At 47.3% G+C, this 24,066-nt stretch carries 28 protein-coding genes; 13 read left to right on the forward strand and 15 right to left on the reverse strand.

Annotated features, from left to right (window positions below):
- Positions 1-72: 72 nt before the first annotated feature.
- Both FZD51_RS21610 and FZD51_RS21615 read right to left on the reverse strand, forming a co-directional pair.
- Positions 73-939, reverse strand: a complete 867-nt coding sequence (locus FZD51_RS21610; protein ID WP_148976637.1) for a Cof-type HAD-IIB family hydrolase — start codon at positions 937-939, stop codon at positions 73-75.
- Positions 940-1,057: 118 nt separating this feature from the next.
- Positions 1,058-1,972, reverse strand: coding sequence for a TIGR01777 family oxidoreductase (locus tag FZD51_RS21615; RefSeq protein ID WP_148976638.1), 915 nt, complete (start codon positions 1,970-1,972; stop codon positions 1,058-1,060).
- 170 nt (positions 1,973-2,142) lie between these two features.
- Here FZD51_RS21615 and FZD51_RS21620 point away from each other — a divergent pair, with 170 nt between their 5' ends.
- The gene (locus FZD51_RS21620) at positions 2,143-2,340 is read left to right on the forward strand and encodes an alpha/beta-type small acid-soluble spore protein (RefSeq protein ID WP_148976639.1); all 198 of its coding nucleotides are present in this window, start codon (positions 2,143-2,145) and stop codon (positions 2,338-2,340) included.
- A gap of 179 nt (positions 2,341-2,519) precedes the next feature.
- Here FZD51_RS21620 and FZD51_RS21625 read toward each other — a convergent pair whose 3' ends face one another.
- Positions 2,520-3,041: a D-glycero-alpha-D-manno-heptose-1,7-bisphosphate 7-phosphatase gene (locus FZD51_RS21625; protein WP_148976640.1), complete on the reverse strand. Its 522-nt coding sequence runs from the start codon at positions 3,039-3,041 to the stop codon at positions 2,520-2,522.
- Positions 3,042-3,127: 86 nt separating this feature from the next.
- Here FZD51_RS21625 and FZD51_RS26320 point away from each other — a divergent pair, with 86 nt between their 5' ends.
- From FZD51_RS26320 to FZD51_RS21635, 3 genes are all read left to right on the forward strand, one after another.
- Complete coding sequence (locus FZD51_RS26320) at positions 3,128-3,274, forward strand: hypothetical protein (RefSeq protein WP_187445856.1); 147 nt, start codon at positions 3,128-3,130, stop codon at positions 3,272-3,274.
- 263 nt (positions 3,275-3,537) lie between these two features.
- Positions 3,538-3,846 (forward strand): transposase, encoded by a 309-nt coding sequence (locus tag FZD51_RS21630; RefSeq protein WP_187445857.1) that lies wholly within the window; start codon positions 3,538-3,540, stop codon positions 3,844-3,846.
- 11 nt (positions 3,847-3,857) lie between these two features.
- On the forward strand, positions 3,858-4,754 hold the full coding sequence (locus FZD51_RS21635) for an IS3 family transposase (RefSeq protein ID WP_262381051.1): 897 nt from the start codon (positions 3,858-3,860) through the stop codon (positions 4,752-4,754).
- A 598-nt stretch (positions 4,755-5,352) separates the two neighbouring features.
- Here the strand turns inward: FZD51_RS21635 and FZD51_RS21640 are convergent.
- Positions 5,353-5,709 carry a YlbF/YmcA family competence regulator gene (locus tag FZD51_RS21640; protein ID WP_009795160.1) on the reverse strand — a complete coding sequence of 119 codons (357 nt, stop codon included), beginning with the start codon at positions 5,707-5,709 and terminating at the stop codon, positions 5,353-5,355.
- 88 nt (positions 5,710-5,797) lie between these two features.
- Positions 5,798-6,934 carry a DUF445 domain-containing protein gene (locus tag FZD51_RS21645; RefSeq protein WP_262381046.1) on the reverse strand — a complete coding sequence of 379 codons (1,137 nt, stop codon included), beginning with the start codon at positions 6,932-6,934 and terminating at the stop codon, positions 5,798-5,800.
- Between the two features lie 285 nt (positions 6,935-7,219).
- On the opposite strand from FZD51_RS21645, the gene FZD51_RS21650 reads away from it, so the two are divergent.
- From FZD51_RS21650 to FZD51_RS21675, 6 genes are all read left to right on the forward strand, one after another.
- Positions 7,220-8,587: a YheC/YheD family endospore coat-associated protein gene (locus tag FZD51_RS21650; protein ID WP_262381047.1), complete on the forward strand. Its 1,368-nt coding sequence runs from the start codon at positions 7,220-7,222 to the stop codon at positions 8,585-8,587.
- A 12-nt stretch (positions 8,588-8,599) separates the two neighbouring features.
- Positions 8,600-9,703 carry a YheC/YheD family endospore coat-associated protein gene (locus FZD51_RS21655; protein ID WP_148976644.1) on the forward strand — a complete coding sequence of 368 codons (1,104 nt, stop codon included), beginning with the start codon at positions 8,600-8,602 and terminating at the stop codon, positions 9,701-9,703.
- On the forward strand, positions 9,681-11,048 hold the full coding sequence (locus tag FZD51_RS21660) for a YheC/YheD family endospore coat-associated protein (RefSeq protein ID WP_148976645.1): 1,368 nt from the start codon (positions 9,681-9,683) through the stop codon (positions 11,046-11,048). The genes FZD51_RS21655 and FZD51_RS21660 overlap by 23 nt, the downstream gene beginning before the upstream one ends.
- Positions 11,045-12,166 carry a YheC/YheD family protein gene (locus tag FZD51_RS21665; protein WP_148976646.1) on the forward strand — a complete coding sequence of 374 codons (1,122 nt, stop codon included), beginning with the start codon at positions 11,045-11,047 and terminating at the stop codon, positions 12,164-12,166. Before FZD51_RS21660 ends, FZD51_RS21665 begins: the two co-directional genes overlap by 4 nt.
- A gap of 84 nt (positions 12,167-12,250) precedes the next feature.
- Positions 12,251-12,466 (forward strand): YheE family protein, encoded by a 216-nt coding sequence (locus tag FZD51_RS21670; protein WP_148976647.1) that lies wholly within the window; start codon positions 12,251-12,253, stop codon positions 12,464-12,466.
- Positions 12,467-12,536: 70 nt separating this feature from the next.
- The gene (locus FZD51_RS21675; RefSeq protein ID WP_148976648.1) at positions 12,537-12,740 is read left to right on the forward strand and encodes a hypothetical protein; all 204 of its coding nucleotides are present in this window, start codon (positions 12,537-12,539) and stop codon (positions 12,738-12,740) included.
- A 38-nt stretch (positions 12,741-12,778) separates the two neighbouring features.
- On the opposite strand, the gene FZD51_RS21680 is transcribed toward FZD51_RS21675, so the two are convergent.
- Complete coding sequence (locus tag FZD51_RS21680; protein ID WP_009795152.1) at positions 12,779-13,039, reverse strand: metal-sensitive transcriptional regulator; 261 nt, start codon at positions 13,037-13,039, stop codon at positions 12,779-12,781.
- A gap of 204 nt (positions 13,040-13,243) precedes the next feature.
- On the opposite strand from FZD51_RS21680, the gene FZD51_RS21685 reads away from it, so the two are divergent.
- Positions 13,244-14,140: a PucR family transcriptional regulator gene (locus tag FZD51_RS21685; RefSeq protein WP_148976649.1), complete on the forward strand. Its 897-nt coding sequence runs from the start codon at positions 13,244-13,246 to the stop codon at positions 14,138-14,140.
- A gap of 121 nt (positions 14,141-14,261) precedes the next feature.
- On the forward strand, positions 14,262-15,371 hold the full coding sequence (locus FZD51_RS21690; protein ID WP_148976650.1) for an ABC transporter ATP-binding protein: 1,110 nt from the start codon (positions 14,262-14,264) through the stop codon (positions 15,369-15,371).
- A 198-nt stretch (positions 15,372-15,569) separates the two neighbouring features.
- Here the strand turns inward: FZD51_RS21690 and FZD51_RS21695 are convergent, their stop codons facing one another.
- The gene (locus tag FZD51_RS21695) at positions 15,570-15,827 is read right to left on the reverse strand and encodes a hypothetical protein (RefSeq protein ID WP_009795149.1); all 258 of its coding nucleotides are present in this window, start codon (positions 15,825-15,827) and stop codon (positions 15,570-15,572) included.
- Between the two features lie 288 nt (positions 15,828-16,115).
- Here FZD51_RS21695 and FZD51_RS21700 point away from each other — a divergent pair, with 288 nt between their 5' ends.
- The gene (locus FZD51_RS21700) at positions 16,116-16,319 is read left to right on the forward strand and encodes an alpha/beta-type small acid-soluble spore protein (RefSeq protein ID WP_009795148.1); all 204 of its coding nucleotides are present in this window, start codon (positions 16,116-16,118) and stop codon (positions 16,317-16,319) included.
- 74 nt (positions 16,320-16,393) lie between these two features.
- On the opposite strand, the gene fumC is transcribed toward FZD51_RS21700, so the two are convergent.
- The 8 genes from fumC to sigY form a co-directional block, all read right to left on the reverse strand.
- Positions 16,394-17,773: a class II fumarate hydratase gene (gene fumC, locus FZD51_RS21705; protein ID WP_148976651.1), complete on the reverse strand. Its 1,380-nt coding sequence runs from the start codon at positions 17,771-17,773 to the stop codon at positions 16,394-16,396.
- A 418-nt stretch (positions 17,774-18,191) separates the two neighbouring features.
- Positions 18,192-20,201, reverse strand: a complete 2,010-nt coding sequence (locus tag FZD51_RS21710; protein ID WP_148976652.1) for an ABC transporter ATP-binding protein — start codon at positions 20,199-20,201, stop codon at positions 18,192-18,194.
- On the reverse strand, positions 20,198-21,955 hold the full coding sequence (locus FZD51_RS21715; protein WP_148976653.1) for an ABC transporter ATP-binding protein: 1,758 nt from the start codon (positions 21,953-21,955) through the stop codon (positions 20,198-20,200). Before FZD51_RS21715 ends, FZD51_RS21710 begins: the two co-directional genes overlap by 4 nt.
- Positions 21,956-22,396: 441 nt before the next feature.
- Entirely contained in the window at positions 22,397-22,711 is a 315-nt protein-coding gene (locus FZD51_RS21720) for a YbjQ family protein (protein WP_148976654.1), read from the reverse strand.
- On the reverse strand, positions 22,692-22,895 hold the full coding sequence (locus FZD51_RS21725; protein ID WP_148976655.1) for a hypothetical protein: 204 nt from the start codon (positions 22,893-22,895) through the stop codon (positions 22,692-22,694). Before FZD51_RS21725 ends, FZD51_RS21720 begins: the two co-directional genes overlap by 20 nt.
- Positions 22,895-23,101 carry a sigma-Y antisigma factor component gene (locus FZD51_RS21730; RefSeq protein WP_148976656.1) on the reverse strand — a complete coding sequence of 69 codons (207 nt, stop codon included), beginning with the start codon at positions 23,099-23,101 and terminating at the stop codon, positions 22,895-22,897. Before FZD51_RS21730 ends, FZD51_RS21725 begins: the two co-directional genes overlap by 1 nt.
- Positions 23,098-23,454 carry a YxlC family protein gene (locus tag FZD51_RS21735; RefSeq protein WP_148976657.1) on the reverse strand — a complete coding sequence of 119 codons (357 nt, stop codon included), beginning with the start codon at positions 23,452-23,454 and terminating at the stop codon, positions 23,098-23,100. The genes FZD51_RS21730 and FZD51_RS21735 overlap by 4 nt, the downstream gene beginning before the upstream one ends.
- Positions 23,417-23,971, reverse strand: coding sequence for an RNA polymerase sigma factor SigY (gene sigY, locus FZD51_RS21740; protein WP_187445862.1), 555 nt, complete (start codon positions 23,969-23,971; stop codon positions 23,417-23,419). The genes FZD51_RS21735 and sigY overlap by 38 nt, the downstream gene beginning before the upstream one ends.
- Between the last annotated feature and the right edge of the window lie 95 nt (positions 23,972-24,066).

The raw sequence follows: 24,066 nt of genomic DNA on the forward strand, positions 1-24,066 counted from the left end.
GGGGAGGTCAATAAATAGTGACAGGCACCTATACCAGCAGCACTCACTGGTATAGGTGCCTGTCACCCTCTTTCATTTGAGCAGATTCATTTTTTTGAGGAATTCGATAGGATGCTGTTTGCGGAAGTGTTCTTTTACCATATAGGCGACCCCGTTTTCATTATTGGATCTGGTCAGCCAGTCGGCCGCAAGCTTCAATTCTGCCGGGGCATTGCCCATGGCAACGCCGAGGCCTGCTGCCTTTACCATCTCCACATCGTCGATTCCGTCGCCGATGACGACCATTTCGCTTAAGTCCACCCCAAGCTGGTTGCCGATGTGGAGCAGGCCGCTCAGCTTGGAAATCCCTGCAGGCACGATATCGAGCCTCTGGTCGCTCAGCCTGACGGTGTCAGCCTCGGAATACATATTTGCAATTGCCTTTTGAGCATCTTCAAGATCCTTCTTCGATTCAAAGAATACCTCGATTTTCGGAACCGAAGCCGGATCATCAAGAAGGATATCACTGACCGATTCTACAAACTGCTGTGAATAAAAGATGGGATCCCCGGCCGTGAATACGGTTTTCGCAAGTATATTATGGTTGAGCTTTGTTTTATTCGCGAGTGAGAATTGCTCATGCAGGAGCCTGATCTGGCAGGAGAATCCTTCAAGCAGCCTGACGATTTCATACGTAATCGTCTCCGGCAGTTTTCTTGAAAAGATTGGCATTTTGACCGTATTGCCGATGAATGCACCCCTGTGCGTTACCAGATATGAATTAATTTTCAGTGCTTTGGCCACTTTTTTTGCAGAAGGAAAACTCCTTGATGTAACGAGCGTGACATAAATTCCTTTCTGCTGTACATAATCAATCGCTTCCCTTGTTGATCTGTGAAGTTTTCCATTGGACTGAAGCAGCGTGCCCTCTATGTTTAAAGCAAGAAGCTTATATATCATCCCATTGCCCCCTATTCTCGATGTAATTCTGTCCTTATTCACTTTTATGAAAAGGAGAGCAGGAATAGAACAGGGCCAGGGAAAGAAATGTCCAGCCCCTCAAAGCGGGATTCCTTGGTTAAACCAGGTCGCGGAGCGCATTTTCCAGATCGGTATATTGAAAGGCAAATCCATTGTCCAGCAGCCGTTTAGGCACACAATTCCGTCCGGTCAGGGCGAGTTCAGGCTCTGCCCTCATAAAGAGATAGGCGCCGGCCTTTACGAAAGGAGACGGAGCAGGGGGCGACCAGCCTTTGTTCAGAACCTTGCGGAGAGTTTGCATGAACTCTTTATTTCTCACAGGATGCGGCCCTGTAGCATTATACACCCCGCTGTACTCCGGGTCTTCGATCGCATTTAGAAACATAGAGTTCAAATCGTCTATATGAAGCCAGCTGATATACTGCCTCCCGGAGCCGATCGTGCCTCCAAGTCCCATCCGGGCAAGCTTTAATAACGGCTCCAGTGCGCCTCCATCCCTGCCTAGCGCAAACCCGATTCTCAGAAGAACCTGCCTTGTTTGGGGAAGCCTGTCCCCGGAGAAAAACTCACCTTCCCACAGCTTGCAGACTTCCGGCGAAAAACCATCAGCAAGAGGCGACTCTTCATCACAAAGCTCCTCGGTATCCCCAAAAATCGCCAGGGAACCAGCCTGCACGAATACCTGCGGAGGATGTTCTGCTTTCAATACGGCTCCCTTCAGCACTCTCACAGAATCAAGCCTGGACTCTATGATCTCCCGTTTATTTTTTTCGGTATAAATGCAGTTGACGCTTTTGCCGGTAAAATTCACAATGGCACAGCTTCCATCAATCCGGTCCACCCAGCGTGCATCCATATTTTTTCCATCCCAGCGGATAAATTCCGCACCGTCCTTAAAGCCTTCTCTTCCCCTGGAAAGAACGGTGACTGCATAGCCCCGCTCAATTAAAAAATTAGTCAGGCTTTCCCCAAGAAAACCGCTTCCCCCAGCCAGGATTACTCTTTTTGACATAACGGCAGCTCCTCCCTAAATCCACAAATATCTGTTAAGAAAAGTATAGCAGGAAACACCCTGTCCTTTAAAGCCATTAATTACCAGTTGCCTCTATGAATAATTGCTTTGCAAGAACTTAAACTATAAATGTTTCAAACAATAAAATTACACCAAGGAGATGACTCAACATGGCAAGAAGCAATAATTCCAATCAATTACTTGTAGCAGGTTTTGAAGCAGCTGTTCAGCAAATGAAACAGGAAATCGCGTCTGAGTTCGGAGTAAACCTTGGAGCAGAAACAACTTCAAGAGCAAACGGCTCTGTCGGCGGAGAAATCACCAAACGCCTTGTGCAGATGGCTGAACAGCAGCTGGGCGGCAGATAGAAAAGCGGAGGCGGCTTGCCCAGAGCCGACAAGCAGCATAAGACGCGCCAGAATAAAAGGCGTTCTTTGCCTTTAATTCTGGTGTGGCTTATGACTCGAGGCTTTAGCCGCCGGAGCTGGACAGTGATCGAAGCATTCTACTATTTTCCAAGAAAAAGCCGCTTACCCAGGCGGCTATTCTACTGCATTTCAAGAATCGGCTTTGCTGCCTCCCATAAAGTATCTGCCTGGATATCTGCTTTGGTCGGGCCTGGACCGATGAAAGCCGTTTTGCACCCGGCCTTGATCCCTGCTTCGATATCACGCTCATGGTCTCCCACCATAAAGCTTTCTGACAAATCGATATCATATCTTTCCGCCAAATCCAGTATCATCCCCGCATTCGGCTTCCGGCACTCGCAGCCTGCCTTTGGTTTATGGGGGCAGTAAGCGACTTCTGTGATATGGCCGCCCTTTTCCTCGATAAGCTTCTGCAGCCGTTCATGGACTTTATGGAGATCTTTTTCCTTCATAAATCCCAGCCCGACGCCGCCCTGGTTGGTCACACCGAATACTTCATAGCCTGCTTCATTGAATAAAGCCACCGCCTCGGCAGCTCCCTCGAGCAAATACAGCTGCTCCGGTTTGTTGACAAACTTCACCCGGTGGGAAAGAACCTCATTCAATACACCATCCCTGTCCAGGAAAATAGCCTTCTTCATCTTGATATCCCTTCTTTCGTTTCCCTCTACTTATAATGTATCCGATGCTCAGGGAGATATAAACGCAGCTGGACGGTAAAATTAAATTGTTGAAAAACAGATTCCAAAGTGCTGATATTGATATGATGATGAGCATGAACAAAATGGATCCTTTTGCGCTGATCGGACTTAGGCTTTATTATATCCTTCATGGAAAAAATCAGCAGACAATGAAGAAATGCAATCACCAGTGATTATTTCTGTGTGATATTGAACAGGACCCCCGGCTGGAGGTCCTGTTTTTGTGTTTGAGGATGGAATTCGGGCGTTAATTTGCGGTTTTTTTGGTTGATGTGCAGCCTTCCGTGTTCATTCGCAGCTTCATTTTGGGTTTATTAGCAAGTTTTGGATTTTATTAGCAACTTTTCCTTTTTATTGGAGGTTAGTATAAAAAGTGGACATAGGTACTGGCGTCATGTTTAAATCGTATACAACAATAAAAAGGGCGTGTATAAACATGGCAGTGAACCAGAAAAAGTATGCACCGGAGTTTAGAGAATATGTGACCAAACTAATCGTTTTAGACGGTCGTAAGGTCGTGGATGTAAGCAGAGAACTTGATATTCCCTATCACACTCTTCAGAAATGGACCAGCGCTTTCCGTAAGAAACAGCAGGCGGCGGAGAAAGAGAAACAAAGCCAGTATTTGACCGCTTCTGAATACAAAGAAATGTATGAAGCCGAAAGAGCTAGAAAGCTGGAGCTGGAAGAGGAAAATGCCATTCTAAAAAAGGCGATGCACATCTTCACGCAAGAAAAGAATTAAGGTTTGCTTTCATATATGAACATAAAAATGAGCATACCATCGTGAAGATGTGCGAAGTACTAGGTGTATCCACCTCTGGTTATTATGCTTGGGAAAGAAGACAAAGCCAGGAGGAAACCGAAAGGCAAAAGCAGAGACGGTATCTTGACGAAAGGATTTTGTTTCATTTCCACGACAATCTGGGGACGTATGGAAGCCCTAGGATCCACCGGAAACTGGTCGCCAAGGATGGCATGACAGTCTCTCTTAAAACAGTGTCAAACCGAATGAGAGACCTGGGTTTATATGCCACTCCGCCAATCAAATATACTCAAACCACTGATTCGGATCACCAGCAGCGTGTATTCAAAAATGAGCTGGACCGGGAGTTTAAGCCAGAAAAACCTAATCGTGTCTGGGCAACCGATATTACCTATATCCATACCGGCGAAGGATTCCTATATCTCAATCCCGTTTTAGACCTGTTTTCCCGCCGGGTTATTAGCTATGCCATTAATGATTGTATGGACGTCAAACTGCCATTAAAGGCATTAAAGGAAGCACTCGAACTCCGCCACCCCTCCGAGGGGTGGATCCACCATTCTGACCGCGGTAGCCAGTACTGTTCAAAAAAGTATATTGAAGCCTTGGAAGGGGCCAAAGCCTCCATCAGTATGAGCCGAAAAGCCACTCCTTATGATAATGCTTGTGTAGAGTCATTTTTTGCCTCACTCAAGAAAGAGTATTTGTACAAGTTTGTGTTTAAGACGAAAGCAGAAGCCATTGGAGCTATACAGTTTTATATTCACTTTTATAATCACAAAAGAATGCACTCCACTCTCGGGTACGCCACCCCGATTGAATATGAAAAGGCGTATAAAGAGGCACAATACCAAGACGCCAAAGAAGACACATTGTCCTATGCTTGAAGGAAGCATTGCCTCTCAAATGTTTCCTTCAAGCATAGGCCTCCAAGCGGAGTGGAAACGGAGTGCGGAAGAAAAAAAGTGCGCCACTACCAGGCATAAAAGTGTCTACTTTATTGACAGAACTCCATTATTAGCAACTTTTCCATTATATTAGCAACTTTCAGCTTTTATTAGCAACTCTGCAAAAACCGGCCCGTGGCTCTTATTTGCGACTTTTCCGGTTTATTTGCAAGTTTCGGCATTTATTTGCGGGTTTCCCATTTTATTTGCGACTTTAGGATTTTATTTGCGACTTTCTCAATATATTTGCGACTCAGCCCAAACGCCCCTCCACGCCACGATCGACCGCAGCACACCGGCGAAACAAATATCAACATAAGCCTTGCTCACCCTACGGAACGCAGACTAAAATGCCCCGTCCTATGACAACGTCTGCATGACCTCCAAGCTGGGGGCCTCAAGACCATCCTGCCGAAAAGCGTTCTTTGCCTTCTTGGCGGGATTGGCTTGTGAGGGGATAGATGCAGCTGCCAGACAGTAATCAGAGTGAATGATCGATTTAAAAAGGAGCGCCATGGGCGCCCCTTTAAATATCAGCCTAGTTGTTCTCCATGGAGCCGTAAAGCTCTTCCAAAGGCTTCATGATGATTTGGTTCAGTTCAGTGATGGCCATGCTCATGCGCTGTTCTGCTTCCATCAGTTTAGAAATGGTTTCATGCTGCTGCACGAGTGCTACCGTTTTTTGGGCCTGCTCCACTTCTTCCTGAGAGATTTCCTGGCCGGACATCTGTTTCTGCTGAAGCTCCATCTGGATGTTGCGGAAGTTTTCGAACATGGTTCTTGCAGATTCATCAGAATTGACTTCATCATAGATTTTTTTCAAATTCGTATATTCATCGCTCTGACGAATTGCTTTCTCAAGTTCATACGCTGAATCGTGTAAGTTTACTGCCATTTTGCCTAACAACTCCTTTTCGGTTTAAACAATCCACTCCACTATAACAAACTATAAATCAGAATGCGAGGAAGCCACTTTATAGCCCTCAGATGAATAAAACCAGGAAGCCCTGCAGGAGACCGATTATTCCGCCAAGGAGCGCTCCAAGGTAAGTGATCATCTTCAGCTCTCTCCGGCTGATGGACAGCACCATCTCCTCCAGCCTTTCCACAGAGAAGCTTTCGACCTGCTGCTTGATGATGTCTGCAAGGTGCAGCCTTTCCATAATGATGTCCATCCTGTTTGAAAGCCACTCTCCGGCCATGCCTACCAATCCCGGCACAGCTTTCTCTACAAGCGTCTCTGTGAATGGCTCTGCCAGCTTGCTGAGCGGAGTATCCATCAGATCATCCGCTTTGATGATTTTGCGCACATACAGCTTGATTGATTTTATGATATTTTTCCGTTCGAACTGTTCTTCGATCCTTGCCGCTTCCCAGTCAAGCACCTTCATCCATTCTTTTTGAAGCAGGGCGGCAATCATATCCTGTGTGCCTTCACTTCTTAGGAACTTAATGATTTCAGGCTGGATTTTGTCAGCAAGATTGACATTGCCCATAACCATCTGAAGCATATTTCCAAGCACCCCGCTCCGTCCCTTGACAAAATCATCAACAAGACGCTGGATCCTCATTTTTCCTTCAATGCTTGAAAAATAATCTTCACCCTTCTGTGCAATATATTCACTGATAACAGGGATGCGGGATTCTGCCTTGGCGAGGAGCTCAGGGGCCAATACCTCTTTTAAAGGCTTATGGCGGTATTTATCCATCAGCGTTTCGTATTTCTTTTCAATAAAAGCATCAAGCTGCTCTTCTGCCTTTGCTTTGCCATCTTCAAAACCGAGCTTGCCAAGGAGCTCAGCAGGCGTTTTCTCTGTATTCAAAAGACGGGCAAATTCCTTCTTTGCCAGATTTTCAGCTTCTTTCTGGAAATCGCCATTAATGAATTTCCTCTTGATGCTCTCTGGCGTCAGCAAGTGGTTTACAACTATTTTGCCCATCTGCTCTGCGAGTTCGCTTCTGCGTTTGGGAATCAATCCAGGGGTAAAAGGGATCTGGCGTTTGCCAAGATACAGCGGCTTGTAGGGCCTGAAAAGCATCATGATGGCAAGTGAATTGGTAAGTCCTCCTATCACAGCCCCTACGACGACCATCAATAATATCGTTAATCCAGTTTGCATAAGTTTGTATTCAACTGCCTTCCTTCACGTTTTAAGATGTAGTGAAAATGGCCGCAATAATCACATCTCTGCCCATTTTACATATGATAGCCTATCAGCAGCCGCCTAAAACAACATTCATCATACCATAAACCAGCCCGCCATTCCCGAATCAGAAATTCAAAAACAGGCCTACTCCTTATAATAGGCTAATTCCCCGGTTTTTTACAAATCCGAAGCAGAGCGGGATGCCCGCGGGAATGTTGGATGCCGGCGCTTTTAAAATTTAATAAATGGGGAATTTCAATGTCTTTGTCTTTTCTAGCTATTACGTTTGTTCCTGGGAAAATGTTTCAGGATAAAGACGCGATTAAAGTCAGCCATTCCCTTTATCATTACTGGAGCCTTGATGCGGACCGGGATCTAACGTTAAAAATAGGCAAAAAGGAACGCCTGGTTGCAGTAGAGCCTGCTTCCATTCCAAAAGATGAGATTCATATGGATTCCGGGCTGTTCAGTTATTTTCAGCTTGCGGAAGAAGACATCCGCCTGATTGTCCAGTATGCCGGAGGGGACAGAAGGCTTGCCGCCGGCCCCATCATCGGCCTCATGACAGAGGCCAATGAAGAATATGAAGAAGTCAGCTTCCGGTCTGTCCATTCCTTTTGCGGAGAACTGCAGGCTGGGATAGAGGAATTTGGCGGCATATTTTATGTGTTTCATATAAAAGACTTTCGAGAAAGCGGCCTTTCCGGCTATTGCTGGCGGGATGGCCGCTGGGTGAAGGAGCAGGTCCCCTTCCCAACAGTGATTTACAATAGAATCCATTCCCGGAAGCTTGAGTCCGGCAAGTATTTCGGGGATTTTAAATATAAATTGCAGGAGCTGGGCATCCCGATGTTCAATGACTGCTTCCTTTCAAAAGATCAGGTCTATGATATCCTCGCCGGGGAGGAGCATATGAAGCCATACCTCCCCGAAACCCGCCTGCTTGGCGCCCGGACACTGGAAAATATGCTCAGCCGCTATCATGAAGTTTTTATCAAGCCGGTGAACGGGAGCCAGGGCAGGAACATTGTCCGGCTCTCCCGGGCTGAGAATAAGCTATCTGCATCGTTCTCTTCTGCCGGCGCGAAAGATGCAGGAAAATCCTTTCCAGACTGTGCTGCTTTCTTCAAATGGTTCGAACCCCAGCTCAGGACGAGGATGTATCTGGTCCAGGAGCCGATCCAGCTGGCGTGCCTGAATGGGAGGCAGCTGGATTTTCGTGTGTTATGCCATAAAGGCCCGCAGAACAGCTGGCGTGCCACTTCTGCGGTTGCAAGGATTTCCGCTGAGCAGCAATTCGTCAGCAATATTGCCCGGGGCGGAGAAACAATGAAACCGGTCAAAGCCCTTACCCTTATAGCAGACAAGGCCACTGCCGTTCAGCAGGCAGCATTAATGAAGGAATTAGCTGTTGAAGCAGCAGGGATCATCAGTAATGCTTCAGAAGGGATTGTCGGGGAGCTTGGCATGGATCTTGGCATTGACCGGCAAGGAAAGCTTTGGATCATTGAAGCCAATTCCAAGCCCTCCAAGAACTTCGAGGAAGCCGACCAAAGAATCAGGCCTTCAGCCAAGGCACTTATAGAATATTTTATTTGGCTGTCCTTTCAGGCAGCCAAAAGCTGAGGAGGAAAAAAGATGCGCTCATTGGGATTCATGTCCCTTCGCTCAACAAGCGAAAAAGCTTATGCAACCGAAATTGCCAAAAGGGCCCGGAGCTGCGGGATCGAATGCTTCCGTTTTATCCCCTCAGCGATCGATCCGAGAACAGAGCTCATTGCAGGCGAAAAATACGACCCTGATCAAGAAGACTGGGAAACAGCATCTTTTCCCCTGCCGGATGTGCTGTATGACCGGTGCTTTTACGGAAACGATCCGCATTCCCGGCAATGCCGTTCAATCGTTCATTACTTAAAAAACCGCAGTGATATCCTGTTTCTTGGCCACGGGCTGCCCAATAAATTGGAACTGTACAATATCCTTGCCCAGTCGCCGATGGCCCCGTATATCCCCAAAAGCATACATGCCCAGTCTGCAGAACAGGTCCTTCAGCAATCTGCATCAGGCAGTCCGCTGATTCTCAAGCCGGCAAATGGGTCGCAGGGCGCCGGCATTTATTATCTTGAGAAGCAAAAGGATGGGCTGCTTGTCAAAACCGATACACCAGAAAAACAGATATCCCGCCTATTCGCTGATCAGAAGAAGGCTGCCGTATGGCTTGGGCAGCTTCTGTCCGGAAACAGCTATCTGCTTCAGCCCTATCTGCCGCTTTCCAACGAGGATAATCAGCCGTTTGATATCAGGATCCTTCTGCAGAAAAATGAAGCTGGAAAATGGCATGAAATGGGCAGGGGTGTAAGGGTCGGGAGGGAAAATGGTATCATCTCCAATATGAGTGCAGGATCTGCAGTCTCCTCTTTCGAAACATGGCTGGAAAACAGCAGCGTCAGTTCAAGCCGCTTTCTGCGCGCGGAATTGAGCGAGATATCCAAAGCGCTGCCTGAAATCCTTGAAGATGCTCTTCCTCCCCTTTTTGAGGTTGGTTTGGATATTGGAATCGCCAGGGATGGGGCCATATGGATCCTCGATGTCAATTCCAAGCCGGGCCGGAAGGTCATCCTGGAAACAGATCCAGATATAAAAGAAGCCTTGTACAGGGCCCCGCTTTTATATGGAAAGCTTTTAACATCTGCCGGGCAGGCTGAGAGGAGGAAAAACAGTGAGAAAACAGTATCCTATTGAAATCAAGGAAGGAAGAGAGAATACAGTCTGGTGCCCGCGTGAGGTGATTGAACAGCAGACCCTTGAAAAAATTGCCTTTGGCGCCTGCACAGAGGAGGCAGAATTCCTCCCGACTCCCGGCGATAAATATATTGTAAGCATCAGCAGCGATCTTGCAGCCAAATTGAAGCTGCCGGATCTCGGCATCCCGCTGCATTTATTTTCAGAAGGAGAGACACTTTTCATCGGACCGCTTGTCGGCATATTCACATCCGGGTTCACCCCTTTTCCGCTCAGGCCCATCGGTGAAAGGACGATCTTTTTTTCTAAGCTGCTCTCCGTCAACAAAGCAGTCGGCGCCTTGCCGTTCTTATTTGGCGAGCAGCATATCGACTGGGATGCAGGCACAGTCAAAGGCCATATCTATCATAAAGAAGGCTGGGCGACTGTTGAACTTCCTTTTCCAAATGTCGTGTATGACCGGCTGCCCAACAGGAAATCCGAAAGGCTGGCAGAGCTGAAGCGCATCAAAGACCGGCTGGAAAAGGACTACCTGATCCCCTGGTATAACCCCGGCTTTTTCAACAAGCTTGACGTATTCGAGCGGCTTCAGCAGGAGGAAGCGGCAGTTCCCTATCTGCCGGAAACCCATGCCTTCTCTTCCTTTTCAGTGATTGAACGGATGCTGGGCGACTATGGCCATGTCTATATCAAACCGGCGAACGGAAGCCTTGGCCTCGGGATCCGCCAGGTGATCTATGACCGGGAGGAAGGCTTTTATTATTGCCGTTACCGGGACAATGAAAATGAAAACAGGCTGAGAAAATTCCATACCCTGGAATCGCTCATGCACCATGTTTTCCGGCGCAGCAATCTGAACAGCATGATTGTCCAGCAGGGCATCCATCTGCTGCGGCATGAGCAGCGCTCAATCGATTTCCGTGTCCATACAAATAAAGATGACAGCGGAGAGTGGAAAATAACAGCCATTGCCGCAAAAGTGGCGGGTCTTGGCAGTGTCACGACACATGTCAAAAACGGCGGGGAAATTAAAACCCTTTCTGAGGTCTGCACAAACCGCATGATGGAGCAGGAGTTTACAGAAAAGCTGTCAAAGGCTGCCCTGGGACTCAGCAGGGTGCTTGAAACGCAGCTTGAAGGAATCATTGCCGAAATCGGTTTTGATCTCGGAATTGACCGAAAAGGGAATGTGTGGCTGTTTGAAGCCAATTCCAAGCCGGGCAGGAGTATCTTCAAGCATCCGGAGCTGAAGGAATTTGATTATTTAACAAGAAAAATGTCACTTGATTTTGCCGTGTTTTTAACAGAACAGGCGATATCCCGCCCTGAGGAAATCTTTAAATGACAGCCCCGTTAAGCCAGGACCTTAAACGGTGGCTAAGCCCTTTCCCTGAAAAAGGAGAAAGAACCGCCCTCCAGCTGAAGAGGCCGGAATCGGGCGGACCCATTGCCGGAATCCTGGCCAGCAGAAAATCGGAAAGCACACTGGCAGGCAACAGCCGGCTATTCAAGGACATACAAAGAGAGATGCTGTCACGCGGCGGCATCTCAGTTGTATTTGCACCGGAAGATGTATCAGAAGATAGAGCCGAAGGAATCGTCTACCTGCCCGGCCAGGATGCATGGTCCCTTGTGTCTGCCCCCCTTCCTGATATCATCTACAACCGCATCCCTTTCAGGAAAAGTGAACAGACCGGGAGCTTCCGCAAAGCGGCTGCCTTTTTCCAGGCTAAGAAGATCCCCTTCTTTAATCCATGTTTTCTAGAAAAATTCGAATGCTATACAAAATTAAAACAAGAACCTGGATTAACAGGCTTTTTGCCGGATACCATCCTTATTGGCAGCTTCCGGGAGCTGGAGTCATTCCTTATGAAGCATAATGATATTTATATCAAGCCAAACAGCAGCTCTAAGGGAAAGGGGATTATAAGGGCCGGAATGGATCATGACGGAATGATCCTGGCGAAGGACTTGAACGGAAGGACCCGGCATCCTGACTTCGGACATTTTTGGGAACATTGGAGATCTGTATTTGAGGAACAGGCATATATTGCACAAGAGGCCGTTTATGCTGCCACAGCGGACGGGCAGCGGAATGATTTCCGGATACTTGCCCATGGCCAGGCAGACAAGTATGGGGTGACAGGCATAGGCATCCGGCAGGCTGCAGTGGACGACATCACTACTCATATCCCCAATGGAGGCAGGCTGATCCCTTATAATGATTTCCGCACACCAGGACATGATGACTTCATTAAGAAGGCAGTCCAATTGGCTGGTAATTCCCTGTCCCGCGAAATGGGATGGTTTGGGGAATTCTCCATGGACGCAGGCTATGCCGGCAATGGACGCTATGTTATTTATGAGATCAATTCCAAGCCGATGAAGTTTGATGAAGAGAATATTGAAGCCGAAAGGATCAGAAGGCTTGCTGACATACTATTTGATAAGACGGTCTATTGAAACGGGCATCCTGGCAGGTGCCCTTTACTTTTTCATTGGGGTATGGACAGAAAACGATTACAATGGAGAAAGAGGAGGAATGATATGCTAACACATTTTCAATATCAGCCGCTTTATGAAAACAACCAGATGCCCGGCTGGCGTATTTCCTTTTATTTTAAAAATAAAAAGTACAATGGCATTTACAATCCCGACGGCAGCATTGAATGGACGGGCGCCGTTCCCCCTGCGGACGAGGAGGACCGCCTTAAATCGGGCATCCATGAATTGATGCTCTTTCATGTGTATGACAGCCGCTGAGGAAGAATCCTGTGCATAACCAGCTCTCCTGATGGAAAAGTAATAGTACTTAGCCATGGAGGTCTGTACCATGAAAAAAAATGATTCAGAATCAAAGAAACCTGCGCCTGATGCTCTTTTTGAAGGCAGGGAGGATACATACCAGGATGTGGAGCGCATGATAGGCGAAGGGCTCTCAGGGGGATCTGTACATGAAGGCAGCAGCTCCGCCAATATTGAAGAGGCACGTCCCCTGGTGCGCGAGGAGCCGCCGGCAGGGACCACTTCCAAATAAGGCAAAAAACCGCAGATCTTTTATCTGCGGTTTTTTGATTATCTGCTTTTTACAATCATATTGACTGCTTCCTGGATGGCTTCCTCTGCATTCCTGCCCTCTTCATTGGCTTCTCTTATGCAGCTTTCAAGATTTTTGGCGACAATATACCCCATCGCCCGGTCAACGGCAGATCTTACGGCTGAAAGCTGGGTCACCACATCTTTGCAGTGCTTCTCTTCCTCCATCATCCGGATGACACCGCGGACCTGGCCCTCCAGGCGCTTCAGGCGATTCTTCATTTCCTGTGAATATTCCATCTATTTTTCACCCCTTAATTGCGGACAAACTGATTAATGCTATATTACCATATGCAGCGGCAGACTGATGGCTGCTGATGCCTTATTCCTGCTATAATTAAGACAGCTGGATTCAGCAGAAGTGTTTACCACAGCCGCCAAAATAAAGGTTTGAATAAAATATTATCTCTTTTGACGAATAAAAGAAAGTATGGAGAATGATATATGTTTACTAAATTGCATGCTTTATACCGGAATTCCAGGCTTCAGCAGGAAGAACCTGACTTTTTCTTTTTTCATGATTTTTATTGGTTCACAGATAATGATGAAACTCAATGGTTCGGGGTGCCTGCAAAAGATATCTCTGAAGATGAATTAAGGCTCCTTCGCACTCTTTTTCATTCTGCAAGCCTTCCCGGCAGGCTGGATCCTCACTCAAAAGGATGGCATGACTGGCTGTTCCGCAGCGGCCCCCTGCCCGAGGCTGAAACGGCGCGCTGCAGAATCGCCCAAATCGAATTGAGCAGCAGCGAGTTTGAGCAGGAAGATGCCGAAACGGCGCTGCGTGCCTTTTTGTCAGAGGATATTATTCTTCTGTGGGAAAAGAAAACCCGCTGCTATCTTGTTATTCCGGAAGGCAACGATGTTGGCGAAGACGAATTCCGATCCATCATCCAGGCGTTCGAGACCGATTTTTACGTAAAAATGTATGTATACCTGGGCAAGTTTTTCCCGGCCCGCGACCAATTGAGAGAAGGCTTTGAAAAGGAGAAAGATTTCTTCGGCAGAGCCCTCAGGCTGATGCCCCATGAAAGAGTCCTATCCTTTGAAAAGGCATTCCCGTCCTGCCTGGTTGCTGAAATGAAGCCAAGCCTCCGCGAGAGCCTTGACACCCAGCTTCTTGGACCGGCTGCAGAGGATTCGGAACTGCTGGACACAATCAAAGCCTTTCTTGAGAATGGATCCAACGCAACCCTGTCGGCAAAAAAACTGTACATCCACAGAAATACCCTGCAATACAGACTGGATAAATTCTCGGAAAAAACCGGAGTAAACCTGAAGGATTTCAATAATGCTGTAACCGTTTACCTTGCCTGTCTGCTCAAGGATCAGCAGCATTAAGGCAGGACTGTACAATGTGACTAAAAAGCCTGCCCATCTTTTGTGCACACCTCCCAATGATGATTTCTGCAATTTCCGTTATTATTAGAAACAGAAGGAAAACAACCGGGGAGGAATTAGGATGGCAGAATTAAAATTGGATAATATATATAAAATTTACGATAACAAAGTAACGGCGGTAGATAATTTCAATCTCCATATTCAGGACAAGGAATTCATCGTTTTCGTTGGCCCATCCGGCTGCGGTAAGTCAACGACACTAAGAATGATCGCAGGCCTTGAAGAGATCTCGCAAGGAGACTTCTCCATCGACGGCAAACGCGTCAATGACGTGCCGCCAAAAGACCGCGATATCGCCATGGTTTTCCAGAACTATGCCCTTTACCCGCATATGACAGTTTATGATAATATGGCTTTTGGACTGAAGCTCCGTAAATTCCCAAAAGATGAAATTGCCCGCCGTGTGAACGAGGCTGCCAAGATCCTTGGACTTGAGCCTTATCTGGACCGTAAGCCAAAAGCATTGTCCGGCGGTCAGCGCCAGCGTGTTGCACTTGGCCGCGCCATCGTCCGCGATGCCAAAGTCTTCCTGATGGATGAGCCGCTTTCCAACCTGGATGCCAAGCTCCGTGTACAGATGCGTGCGGAAATTGCCAAGCTTCACCAGCGCCTGCAGACTACTACGATTTATGTAACACATGACCAGACAGAAGCCATGACAATGGCTACACGCCTTGTGGTCATGAAAGACGGAGTCATCCAGCAGGTTGGGGCTCCAAAAGAAGTTTACGAAAAACCTGAAAATGTATTTGTCGGCGGATTCATCGGATCTCCTGCCATGAACTTCTTCAACGGCAAGCTCCAGGATGGAAAGCTGGCCCTCGGTGATACATCTGTAGCCGTTCCGGAAGGAAAAATGAAAGTTCTCCGCGACCAGGGATATGTCGGCAAAGACATCATTTTCGGAATCCGTCCTGAGGATATCCACGATGAGCCGGTATTCATCGATGCTTCCCAGGGATCCAAAATCTCTGCCAAAATCGATGTATCCGAGCTTACTGGTGCAGAAACCATGATTTACTCCAGCATCAACGGCCAGGACTTTGTCGCCCGTGTTGATTCACGGACAGACATCATGCCTGGACAGCAGGTGGACCTGGCGTTCGATATGAACAAGGCACACTTCTTCGATGCTGAAACAGAAGACCGCATCCGTTCAAAGAATGAATAATAGAACAAAAGCGTAAGCGCCTTGGTCACCCCCGACAAGCACAAGACGAACCTCCCGGAAAGGCGTTCTTTGCCTTTTTGGGAGGTTTGGCTTGTGACCTCGAGGGGGTAGGCGCTGGAGCTGGACGTTGATCAAGAATTGATAATGATCCACGAAGTCTTACAATTTATAAATTCTTAAAAAGAAAACTCCGTCTAATCAGACGGAGTTTTCTTTTTCTTTCACAAATGCCACCTCATCGTCACCGCAGTGCGGGCATGAAAGCAGATGGGGACATTCTTTATTTTTATAATCATCAGGATATCCATCCTCGAGTTTCAACTGGTCAGCTGGCATATACGCACTGTAGTCATCATAAAAATCCATGATTTTTCCGCTGTCTTCCATTCCGTTTCCGCATTTCGGGCAGCTTTTGCTGATATTTTCAAGCCCGTTGCATGCCGGGCATACTGACATGGCTGCTCCCCCTTCCTTTTCCATCAGTCTAATATCATTAGTCTGCATCCTTTTCCGCTATGTATGTAGAATAGCCTTTTCAGAGTCATAAGAAACCACTCAAAAAAGGAAATAATTGCATCATCCCCTCCCGAATAAACAGGCAGGAATCAACCATAATAGAGAGTACAAACAGCAAACAGCCGGCAGGCACAGCTTCCCTTCCCACTGCGGACTATGCATGGTGCTCCGTTTGGTTCAAGTCCAAAATAGTCCAACCAAAAAATTATTCGAAGGAGAGTGCTCATCATGGCAAACAACAATTCTTCAAACCAGCTTTTAGTACCAGGCGTATCACAAGCTCTAGACCAAATGAAATACGAAATCGCTAACGAGTTCGGAGTAAACCTTGGTGCAGAAACAACTGCCCGCGCTAACGGATCTGTTGGTGGAGAAATCACTAAGCGTCTTGTTCAAATGGCTGAACAGCAGCTTGGCGGATCTCAATTTTAATCTAAGCTAAAACAATTAAATAGATATGGCTGAAAGGACACCAAACTTATGGTGTCCTTTCTTTTGTGCTGCTATTAAATCATCTTATCCGGGTCAACCCACTGATCATATTCCTCTTCTGTTACATGGCCGGTTTTCAGGGCCGCCTCTTTCAGCGTGGAATTTTCATTAAAGGCAAGCTTCGCAATTTCTGCCGCCTTTTCATAGCCGATATGCGGATTCAAGGCAGTGACAAGCATAAGTGATCTTTCTACATGCCCTTTGATGACTTCCTCATTCGCTTCAAGACCAACAAGGCATTTTTCATTGAAGGACTGCATGCTGTCTGCAAGAAGCCTGATGCTTTGCAGGAAGTTGTAAATAATGACCGGCTTGAAGACATTCAATTCGAAATTCCCCTGGCTTGCAGCAAACCCGATCGCTGCATCATTGCCGAATACCTGTGTCACGACCATGGTCAAGGCTTCACTTTGCGTCGGGTTCACTTTGCCTGGCATGATGCTGCTTCCCGGTTCATTAGCAGGAATGGAAAGCTCGCCGATCCCGCTGCGCGGCCCGCTGGAAAGCCAGCGTACATCATTGGCGATCTTCATCAGATCGGCAGCGAGCGCTTTGAGACTGCCATGGACATGGACGATTTCGTCATGGCTTGTCAGGGCATGGAATTTATTATCCGCCGAACGGAAAGGATGGCCAGTCTGTTCGGAAATCCATTCTGCCGTGATCGGCCCAAAGTCCGGATGGGCATTGATGCCTGTGCCCACCGCTGTTCCGCCGATCGCCAGGTCATCCAGATATTTGATGGCATCTATCAGCATTTTTTCATTTTTCTCAAGCATGGCCCTCCAGCCGCTGATTTCCTGGCCCAGTGTCAATGGCGTGGCATCCTGGAGATGTGTCCTGCCAATCTTGACGATACCCCTGAAGGATTCTTCTTTGATTTTAATGGTCTTCTTCAGCTTGTTCAGCGAAGGAAGCAGCCTTTCTGTCAGCTCGATGACCGCTGCGATATGCATGGCCGTCGGGAATGTATCATTCGAGCTTTGGGACATATTCACATCATCATTCGGATGCACCTTTTCCTCTGAGCCTTTTTCAGAGAGCATCTCATTCGCTCTTCTTGCAACGACTTCATTCACATTCATATTGGACTGGGTGCCGCTCCCCGTCTGCCAGACAGCCAGAGGAAAGTGCCCATCAAGCTTCCCATCCAATATTTCCGTGCACGCGGCTGCAATTGCTTCCTTCTTATCGTCTGAAAGTTTGCCAAGCTTATGATTCGCTTTGGCTGCCGCCTGCTTTAAATGGGCAAAGGCATAGATCATCTCAAGAGGCATCTTTTCGGTGCCGATTTTGAAATTGTCCTTGCTCCTCTGAGTCTGTGCTCCCCAATACTTATCACTCGGCACTCTTACCTCGCCAAGGGTATCTCTTTCAATCCTGAAATCTGACATACTTATCCCTCCTGTATTCATCCTTATAGCCTTTTCCCTTATTTCTTCATTTTAATGTTAAAATTTTGGCAGTTCCAGTAATTTGAATTCCCGAAAGAATAAAGCCGGCCCGCTGTGGACCGGCTTTAACCGTATCTCAATTCTGAACAAGCGCACAGCCGATAAAATAGCCGATTACCATGATGCTTGCTATGCTGAGAGTAATCGCGAAAACCTCCATGGTTTCCCCTCCATTCCTGCCCGAGCGGCCAGATATATCCCCTACTTAAAAAGTATCATATTTCTGCCATGCTCCTTAAAAGCTGCCTGCACGATTTTGTGGCATAAAGGTGAATAATCGGTGAACGCGGGCTGGAAAGGCTACGGGATACCTCTGCCCAGGGCAACCTGAAAAGCACCCAATTAAGGGTGCTTTCCGTCAGCCGGCCATGGATCCCTGCTGAAGCTGGTACATCTGATAATATTTCCCCTTCAGCTTCATAAGCTCCTCATGGTTGCCTTTTTCGGCGATTCGTCCCCGGTCGAGGACAAGAATTTGGTCAGCATTGCGGATGGTGGAAAGGCGGTGGGCAATAATAAAGGTCGTTCTGCCCTCTTTCAGCACCTCCATGGCATTCTGGATCACTGTCTCTGTTTCGGTATCGATGCTTGATGTTGCTTCGTCAAGAATCAGGATGGCCGGATCAAAAGCCAGCGCCCTTGCGAATGAAATGAGCTGCCTCTGCCCGCTTGAAAGAGTGCTTCCTTTTTCAATGACCGGTTCATCGAATCCTTTTTCAAGATTTTCCAGTACTTTGTCAGCACCTACATCCCTTAAGGCTTTTTCGACATTCTCCCTTGTGACAGCAGGGTCATTGAGGCTCACATTCTCTGCTATCGTCCCGGTGAACAGGAAAGGATCCTGGAGGACAATCCCCATATGCTTCCTGAGATTCTGCCGCGACATGCCGGTGATGTCATTTCCATCAATAGTGATGCTCCCTTTCTGGCAATCGTAGAAGCGGAACAACAGATTCATGATGGAGCTTTTGCCTGAGCCGGTATGCCCGACAAGGGCGACAGTCTCGCCATGGGAAGCTTTGAAGGTGATGTCCTTGAGGACGTATTCGTTTTCTTTGTAGCCGAAATGAACCCCATTAAATTCCACATTGCCTTTATAGCGGGGAACCCTGCTGTCATCCACTTCGATCCCTTCCTCATCAAGAAGTTCAAATACACGCTCACCTGCCACGAGAGCCTGCTCCAGATTGGCAAGCTGGTTGACTATTCCCTGCACAGGCTGGAACAGACGGTTGATATAGTCGACAAAGGCATACAGCATACCGAGTGAGATGACGGCGGACGCACTGAGGGACTCCCCTCCGAAATACCAGATGAACGCAACAAAGACAATATTCCGGAGTACACCGACAAGGTTATGGGAGGTTAAAGAGTTCAAGTTGAGCAGTTTGTTCTGGTAGGTAAAATGCTCTGTATTCAGCTTCTCGAAATCCTTCCTCGTGTCTCCCTCGCGCCCGAAGGCCTGGATGATGTTCATCCCCTGGATCGATTCGTTTACCATCCCGTTGATATCGCTCACTCTTGTCCTGATGACCTTATTGTATTTGGATGCATACTTTCTATAGACAATCATCCATATATACAGGATCGGCAGAAGAATCAGGCAGATCGCTGCCAGCTTAGCATTCAGTATGAAAAGTGCGGTATAAATCCCTGCAATATAAATAATGCTTGTAAAGAAGGTCGAAAGCACTGTTACGTAAAGTTCGCGAATAGCTTCCGTGTCATTCGTAATTCTTGCAACAACCTTCCCTGCAGGCAGGCTGTCAAAATATTGGACAGGCAGTTTCTGAATCTGCCCGAAAACATCCTTCCGCATTTTCTGGATGATCCGGTTGGCAGACTTTTGCAGGTAAAATCTTTGCCCATACTGGAAAATGGCCGCAATGACAATCAATCCGAAGTAAAAGGAGAGAAGCCTGATGATACGCGGGATTTCCGGCTTATAGAAACTCATCAGCTCTTCCCCCTGGAGCTTCGAACCTTCATACATCTCTTTTTCTTCTCCTTTTGAGATGGTCAGCACACCATCCTGAAAGCTTCTTTCTCCATCAAATTGAATGTCGCCTTCCACAAAAATAAAGTCTTTTCCAGCCTGGAGGATGCGGGCCTGATCAATCATGGGAGAGCCTTCATCCATATATTGCTCTCTCGTATAATAATGGCCTTTATATGAAACAGAATCATCGTTCTCTCCAGTCTGATACCAGACAGATTCTATCCCGAGTATATGCTGGTCGATCAGCCTCTTGGCAATGAACGGACCTGCAAGGTCTGCAGCAACGGCGACAGTCAGCATGGCAAGCGCGGCCAGGATGATCTTTTTATAAATTAGCGCATATGAAAAAAGGCGTTTTCCTGTTTTCATGACAGCACCTCCTCTTCTGCAGCTGCCTGGGCCTGCTGTCTGATATACTGCTCTTTATACCATCCAGACCCTTCCATCAGCTCTCGATGTGTCCCTTCCTCGGCTATCACACCATTATCCAGGACTATGATATGGTCTGCATGCTGGACCGCCGTCATGCGGTGTGTGGTAATGATGGTGGTTTTTCCTTCCCTTTCTGAGCGGATATTGCCGATGATCTTTTTCTCGGTCTTCGCGTCCACAGCTGAAAGCGAGTCATCAAGTATCAGGATTTCAGGATCCTTGATCAGCGCCCTCGCAATCGAGATCCTCTGCTTCTGCCCTCCTGATAGAGCAACCCCCTTTTCACCAACCAGGGTCTCCAGCCCTTCAGGAAGCATTTCTAAATCCTTGCGGAAAGCTGACAGGTCAATCGCCTTCTGCAGATCACTTTCATCTGCCTTTTCGTTTCCGAATAGGATATTCTCCCTTACCGAACGGGAAAAAAGAACATGATCCTGAGGCACATAGCCAATCCAGCTCCTTGTATTTTGCAGTGACTGTTCCCTGATCGGGATTCCAGCAGCAGCCAGGGTTCCTGTTCCGGCGGGATATTCCCTGAGCAGCTGTTTGATAAATGTCGTCTTTCCGCTGCCCGTTTTGCCGACTATCCCTAAAGTCTGGCCCCTATCCAGCCTAACTTTGATGCTTTTCAGATTATCAGTGCTGCTCGATGGATACCTGAAAGTAACATCATCGAAAACAATATTCTCCGGCCTCTCGGCATCGGCAGGCTTGCCGGGATCCTTTACATCCTCCTCGTAGGAGAGCGTTTCCTGGACACGGTCAAGGGAGGCATTGCCCCTTTGCATGATATTGATCAGTTCTCCGATTGCAAACATTGGCCAGATCAGCATTCCAAGATATACATTGAAAGCGACAAGATCTCCAAGTGTGATCGCCTGATTGAAGACCAGGTTGGCTCCATAGCCAAGACCGATCAGATAACTGAGGCCGACGATGATTTTAATCGTAGGATCAAAAAGGGAATCAATCCTGGCGACCTTGATATTTTTTTCATAGACATCCTCTGTCATATCGTGGAACCGGCCTTCATCGGCACGCTCCTGCACATATGCGCGGATGACACGGACACCGGATACTGATTCAAGGACTTTGTCATTCAGATTCCCGAATGCATCCTGTGCCTCCATGAAACGGACATGGATTCTTTTTCCGTATATTTTCATCAATAAAGCCATAAGCGGCAGCGGCAGGACTGCTGCGATTGTCAGCTTCCAGCTGACCAGGAAGCCCATAGTCAAGAGGATCGTCAGCATGAAGATGCTGCTGTCAACAAGCGTGAGAATTCCGAAACCTGCGGTTACAGAGATGGCCTTCAGATCATTTGTCGCCCGCGCCATCAGGTCCCCGGTCCTGTTCTTCTCAAAAAATGCCGGGGTCATCTTCAGCAGATGGTTCATAAACCTGCTCCTCAGCTTCCTCTCGACAAGGAATGCCCCTCCGAAAAGCTGATACATCCACACATAAGTAATCCCATAGGACACCACTGTAATCACCCCGAGCAGCAGCAGATACTGAAGGATCTTGCCGCTGTCGAGCGATCCCAGATGGATGTCATCGATTGCCTGCCCGACGAGCCTTGGAGGCATCACATCCAGAACCCCCACAATCGCAAGCAGGATAATGGCAACCGTATATCTTTTCCATTGTTCCTTAAAAAACCAGCTCAGTTTCTTTAAAATCGAAAACATTCATTCCTCCCCTTTCTATAAACAGCCGCTCTGCTAGCCTCCCTCGAGATCCCCAGGCGAAATAGCAATCCTTTCTTGTTGATAAAACAGCATAACCAACTTCCTCCTTTTTAAAAGTTATATAGAAAACAGGCTGATGCCTGGTCTTCCCGCATCTAAAGACAAAAACAAAAAAAGACATACCGCGTCATGGCGATATGTCCTGAAAAAAGACAAAAGCACAGGCTGCGCAAAAAGCTGCCTGTGCTGATCAATTATAAAAATGAAAGATTACTGGGAAAAGTCAGGGAAAGGACAGGCCGGCATGTATTCAGTTATTAAAATGGCATCATTTCGTACAATCATGATCATGCGCCCCCTTTTCAAATTTTTCCACTTTGTAAGATTATCATCTGCCTTATTAAAAGTCAATTGGCATTTTTGTTATTTTTCTGAACTTTATCATTCTGCGACAACAGCTGTTCCATAAGCAATGATTTCTGAGGCATTCTGCATGACTGCTGAAGATTCCAGGCGCATGCAGATGACAGCATTCGCTCCTTTATTCCTGGCATCTTCCACCATCCTCCCGATTGCCAGCTGCCTTGCTTCATCCATCATTTCTGTATACTCTTTGATTTCTCCTCCGACAATGGTCTTGAACCCTGCCAGAATATCCTTTCCGATATGCTTGGACTGCACTGTGCTTCCCCTGACGAACCCCTTCAATTCTTTCACTGTCATACCAGGAACAAATTCAGTAGTGACGATAATCATGCTCATTTTCCTCCTTTTTTTCTTTATTCCTTTCCCAGCCCACCATGATAAGCAAAGCAATGATAAATATGGCATAGGAGGCGTAGAATAAGACAGCCGCCTTTAAACTGATGAAAATCATCGCGAGCCCAAGGAGCTGTCCGCCAAGAGCTGTAAATAAGAGAAGCTGTTTTAATGTGTTCATTACCTCCCCCCTTTGCCTTTCCTCCAGCTCTTTTCCACAAAAATAAAATAAACCAAGAGTGGCATCGGCGCCTGGATAAGGCCGATCAGGCCCCACAGCCAATAGTTATGGCCGTTTTTCCGTGCGTGGAGAAAGAGGAAAACACTCTGGGTGATCAGGATGGCGGCTACAAGCAGAAGAAGCGGCAGGGATATTTCTTCATTCATGCTTCATTCACCCTCTGCCTGACAAAATAGTAAGTGCCTGCCCCTGCAATGAAGATCCCGGCTGCTGCCTGGATGGCTATGAAAACAGCAGGAAGCTGGTGCAGGGTAGTAAGCAGGACCGTTAATATCACCGCAGCCATCACAAAAAACAGGCCAATATCCCTTATCCAGCTTTTCCGCATCTGCTCCTGCTTTTCTGCAACCATCTCCTCGAACCATTCAAGCTCCGGAGTATGAACAGAAAATGACTGGTCAAGGATCTCAAGCCCTTTTTCGATTTCATCAGCTGCCAATCTATCCTGTTTATTTTCGTATTTACTTTCCAGCGGTATGATTTTCTGCTCCTTTTTCATGCAGGCCCAGCTCCTTTCTGACAGCTGCAAGTCCATTGTGGATCCTTGATTTGGCTGTTCCGGGGGATATTTTCATCATGTTTCCTATTTCGTCGTAGGAATAGCCGTAATAATGCTTTAAAACGATGGCTACGCGTATGTCGTCTTTCAATTTGCCAAGAGCGGCTAGAGCATCATTCCACTCTTCATTCCGGCTCTCCATCTGCCATTTCAGCTTCCTCCATGACTGCTCCTGCCCCTGCCAGTCTCTTTCCCTTTTCTTCCTGCGCAGATGGTCTATATATAAATTGGTCGCAATGGAAATGAGCCAGGAGGAGAACTTCGATTGGCCATTATACAAATGGATTTTTTCCAGGGATTTCGCCATGGTTTCCTGGGCTAGCTCCTCTGCCAGATCCTTATCCATGGCTGCCTTGATCAAATACTTGACCAGAAAAGGATAATTTTGCTTAAAAAGCACGGCCAGTGCCCTTTTGTCACCTTTTTTGGCTGCCTTGACTAGCTCTTTGTCGTCCATCTTTGACATCTTTCCTTCCAATGGCCAAATAAATTAGCTTTCCTCTTATCCTGCTCTATTCCGCTGCTGTTCATTTTCTTTTCATCCATATGACG

Origin of the sequence: Bacillus infantis (assembly GCF_008180445.1) — a bacterium.
Lineage (GTDB): Bacteria > Bacillota > Bacilli > Bacillales > Cytobacillaceae > Bacillus_AB > Bacillus_AB infantis_B.

Bases quoted from the DNA above. Each gene is read 5' to 3' on its own strand.
- FZD51_RS21610 (WP_148976637.1), bottom strand. From the start codon at position 939: ATGATATATAAGCTTCTTGCTTTAAACATAGAGGGCACGCTGCTTCAG.
- FZD51_RS21615 (WP_148976638.1), bottom strand. From the start codon at position 1,972: ATGTCAAAAAGAGTAATCCTGGCTGGGGGAAGCGGTTTTCTTGGGGAA.
- FZD51_RS21620 (WP_148976639.1), top strand. From the start codon at position 2,143: ATGGCAAGAAGCAATAATTCCAATCAATTACTTGTAGCAGGTTTTGAA.
- FZD51_RS21625 (WP_148976640.1), bottom strand. From the start codon at position 3,041: ATGAAGAAGGCTATTTTCCTGGACAGGGATGGTGTATTGAATGAGGTT.
- FZD51_RS21630 (WP_187445857.1), top strand. From the start codon at position 3,538: ATGGCAGTGAACCAGAAAAAGTATGCACCGGAGTTTAGAGAATATGTG.
- FZD51_RS21640 (WP_009795160.1), bottom strand. From the start codon at position 5,709: ATGGCAGTAAACTTACACGATTCAGCGTATGAACTTGAGAAAGCAATT.
- FZD51_RS21645 (WP_262381046.1), bottom strand. From the start codon at position 6,934: ATGCAAACTGGATTAACGATATTATTGATGGTCGTCGTAGGGGCTGTG.
- FZD51_RS21650 (WP_262381047.1), top strand. From the start codon at position 7,220: ATGTCTTTGTCTTTTCTAGCTATTACGTTTGTTCCTGGGAAAATGTTT.
- FZD51_RS21655 (WP_148976644.1), top strand. From the start codon at position 8,600: ATGCGCTCATTGGGATTCATGTCCCTTCGCTCAACAAGCGAAAAAGCT.
- FZD51_RS21665 (WP_148976646.1), top strand. From the start codon at position 11,045: ATGACAGCCCCGTTAAGCCAGGACCTTAAACGGTGGCTAAGCCCTTTC.
- FZD51_RS21670 (WP_148976647.1), top strand. From the start codon at position 12,251: ATGCTAACACATTTTCAATATCAGCCGCTTTATGAAAACAACCAGATG.
- FZD51_RS21675 (WP_148976648.1), top strand. From the start codon at position 12,537: ATGAAAAAAAATGATTCAGAATCAAAGAAACCTGCGCCTGATGCTCTT.
- FZD51_RS21680 (WP_009795152.1), bottom strand. From the start codon at position 13,039: ATGGAATATTCACAGGAAATGAAGAATCGCCTGAAGCGCCTGGAGGGC.
- FZD51_RS21685 (WP_148976649.1), top strand. From the start codon at position 13,244: ATGTTTACTAAATTGCATGCTTTATACCGGAATTCCAGGCTTCAGCAG.
- FZD51_RS21690 (WP_148976650.1), top strand. From the start codon at position 14,262: ATGGCAGAATTAAAATTGGATAATATATATAAAATTTACGATAACAAA.
- FZD51_RS21695 (WP_009795149.1), bottom strand. From the start codon at position 15,827: ATGTCAGTATGCCCGGCATGCAACGGGCTTGAAAATATCAGCAAAAGC.
- FZD51_RS21700 (WP_009795148.1), top strand. From the start codon at position 16,116: ATGGCAAACAACAATTCTTCAAACCAGCTTTTAGTACCAGGCGTATCA.
- fumC (WP_148976651.1), bottom strand. From the start codon at position 17,773: ATGTCAGATTTCAGGATTGAAAGAGATACCCTTGGCGAGGTAAGAGTG.
- FZD51_RS21710 (WP_148976652.1), bottom strand. From the start codon at position 20,201: ATGAAAACAGGAAAACGCCTTTTTTCATATGCGCTAATTTATAAAAAG.
- FZD51_RS21715 (WP_148976653.1), bottom strand. From the start codon at position 21,955: ATGTTTTCGATTTTAAAGAAACTGAGCTGGTTTTTTAAGGAACAATGG.
- FZD51_RS21720 (WP_148976654.1), bottom strand. From the start codon at position 22,711: ATGATTATCGTCACTACTGAATTTGTTCCTGGTATGACAGTGAAAGAA.
- FZD51_RS21725 (WP_148976655.1), bottom strand. From the start codon at position 22,895: ATGAACACATTAAAACAGCTTCTCTTATTTACAGCTCTTGGCGGACAG.
- FZD51_RS21730 (WP_148976656.1), bottom strand. From the start codon at position 23,101: ATGAATGAAGAAATATCCCTGCCGCTTCTTCTGCTTGTAGCCGCCATC.
- FZD51_RS21735 (WP_148976657.1), bottom strand. From the start codon at position 23,454: ATGAAAAAGGAGCAGAAAATCATACCGCTGGAAAGTAAATACGAAAAT.
- sigY (WP_187445862.1), bottom strand. From the start codon at position 23,971: ATGGACGACAAAGAGCTAGTCAAGGCAGCCAAAAAAGGTGACAAAAGG.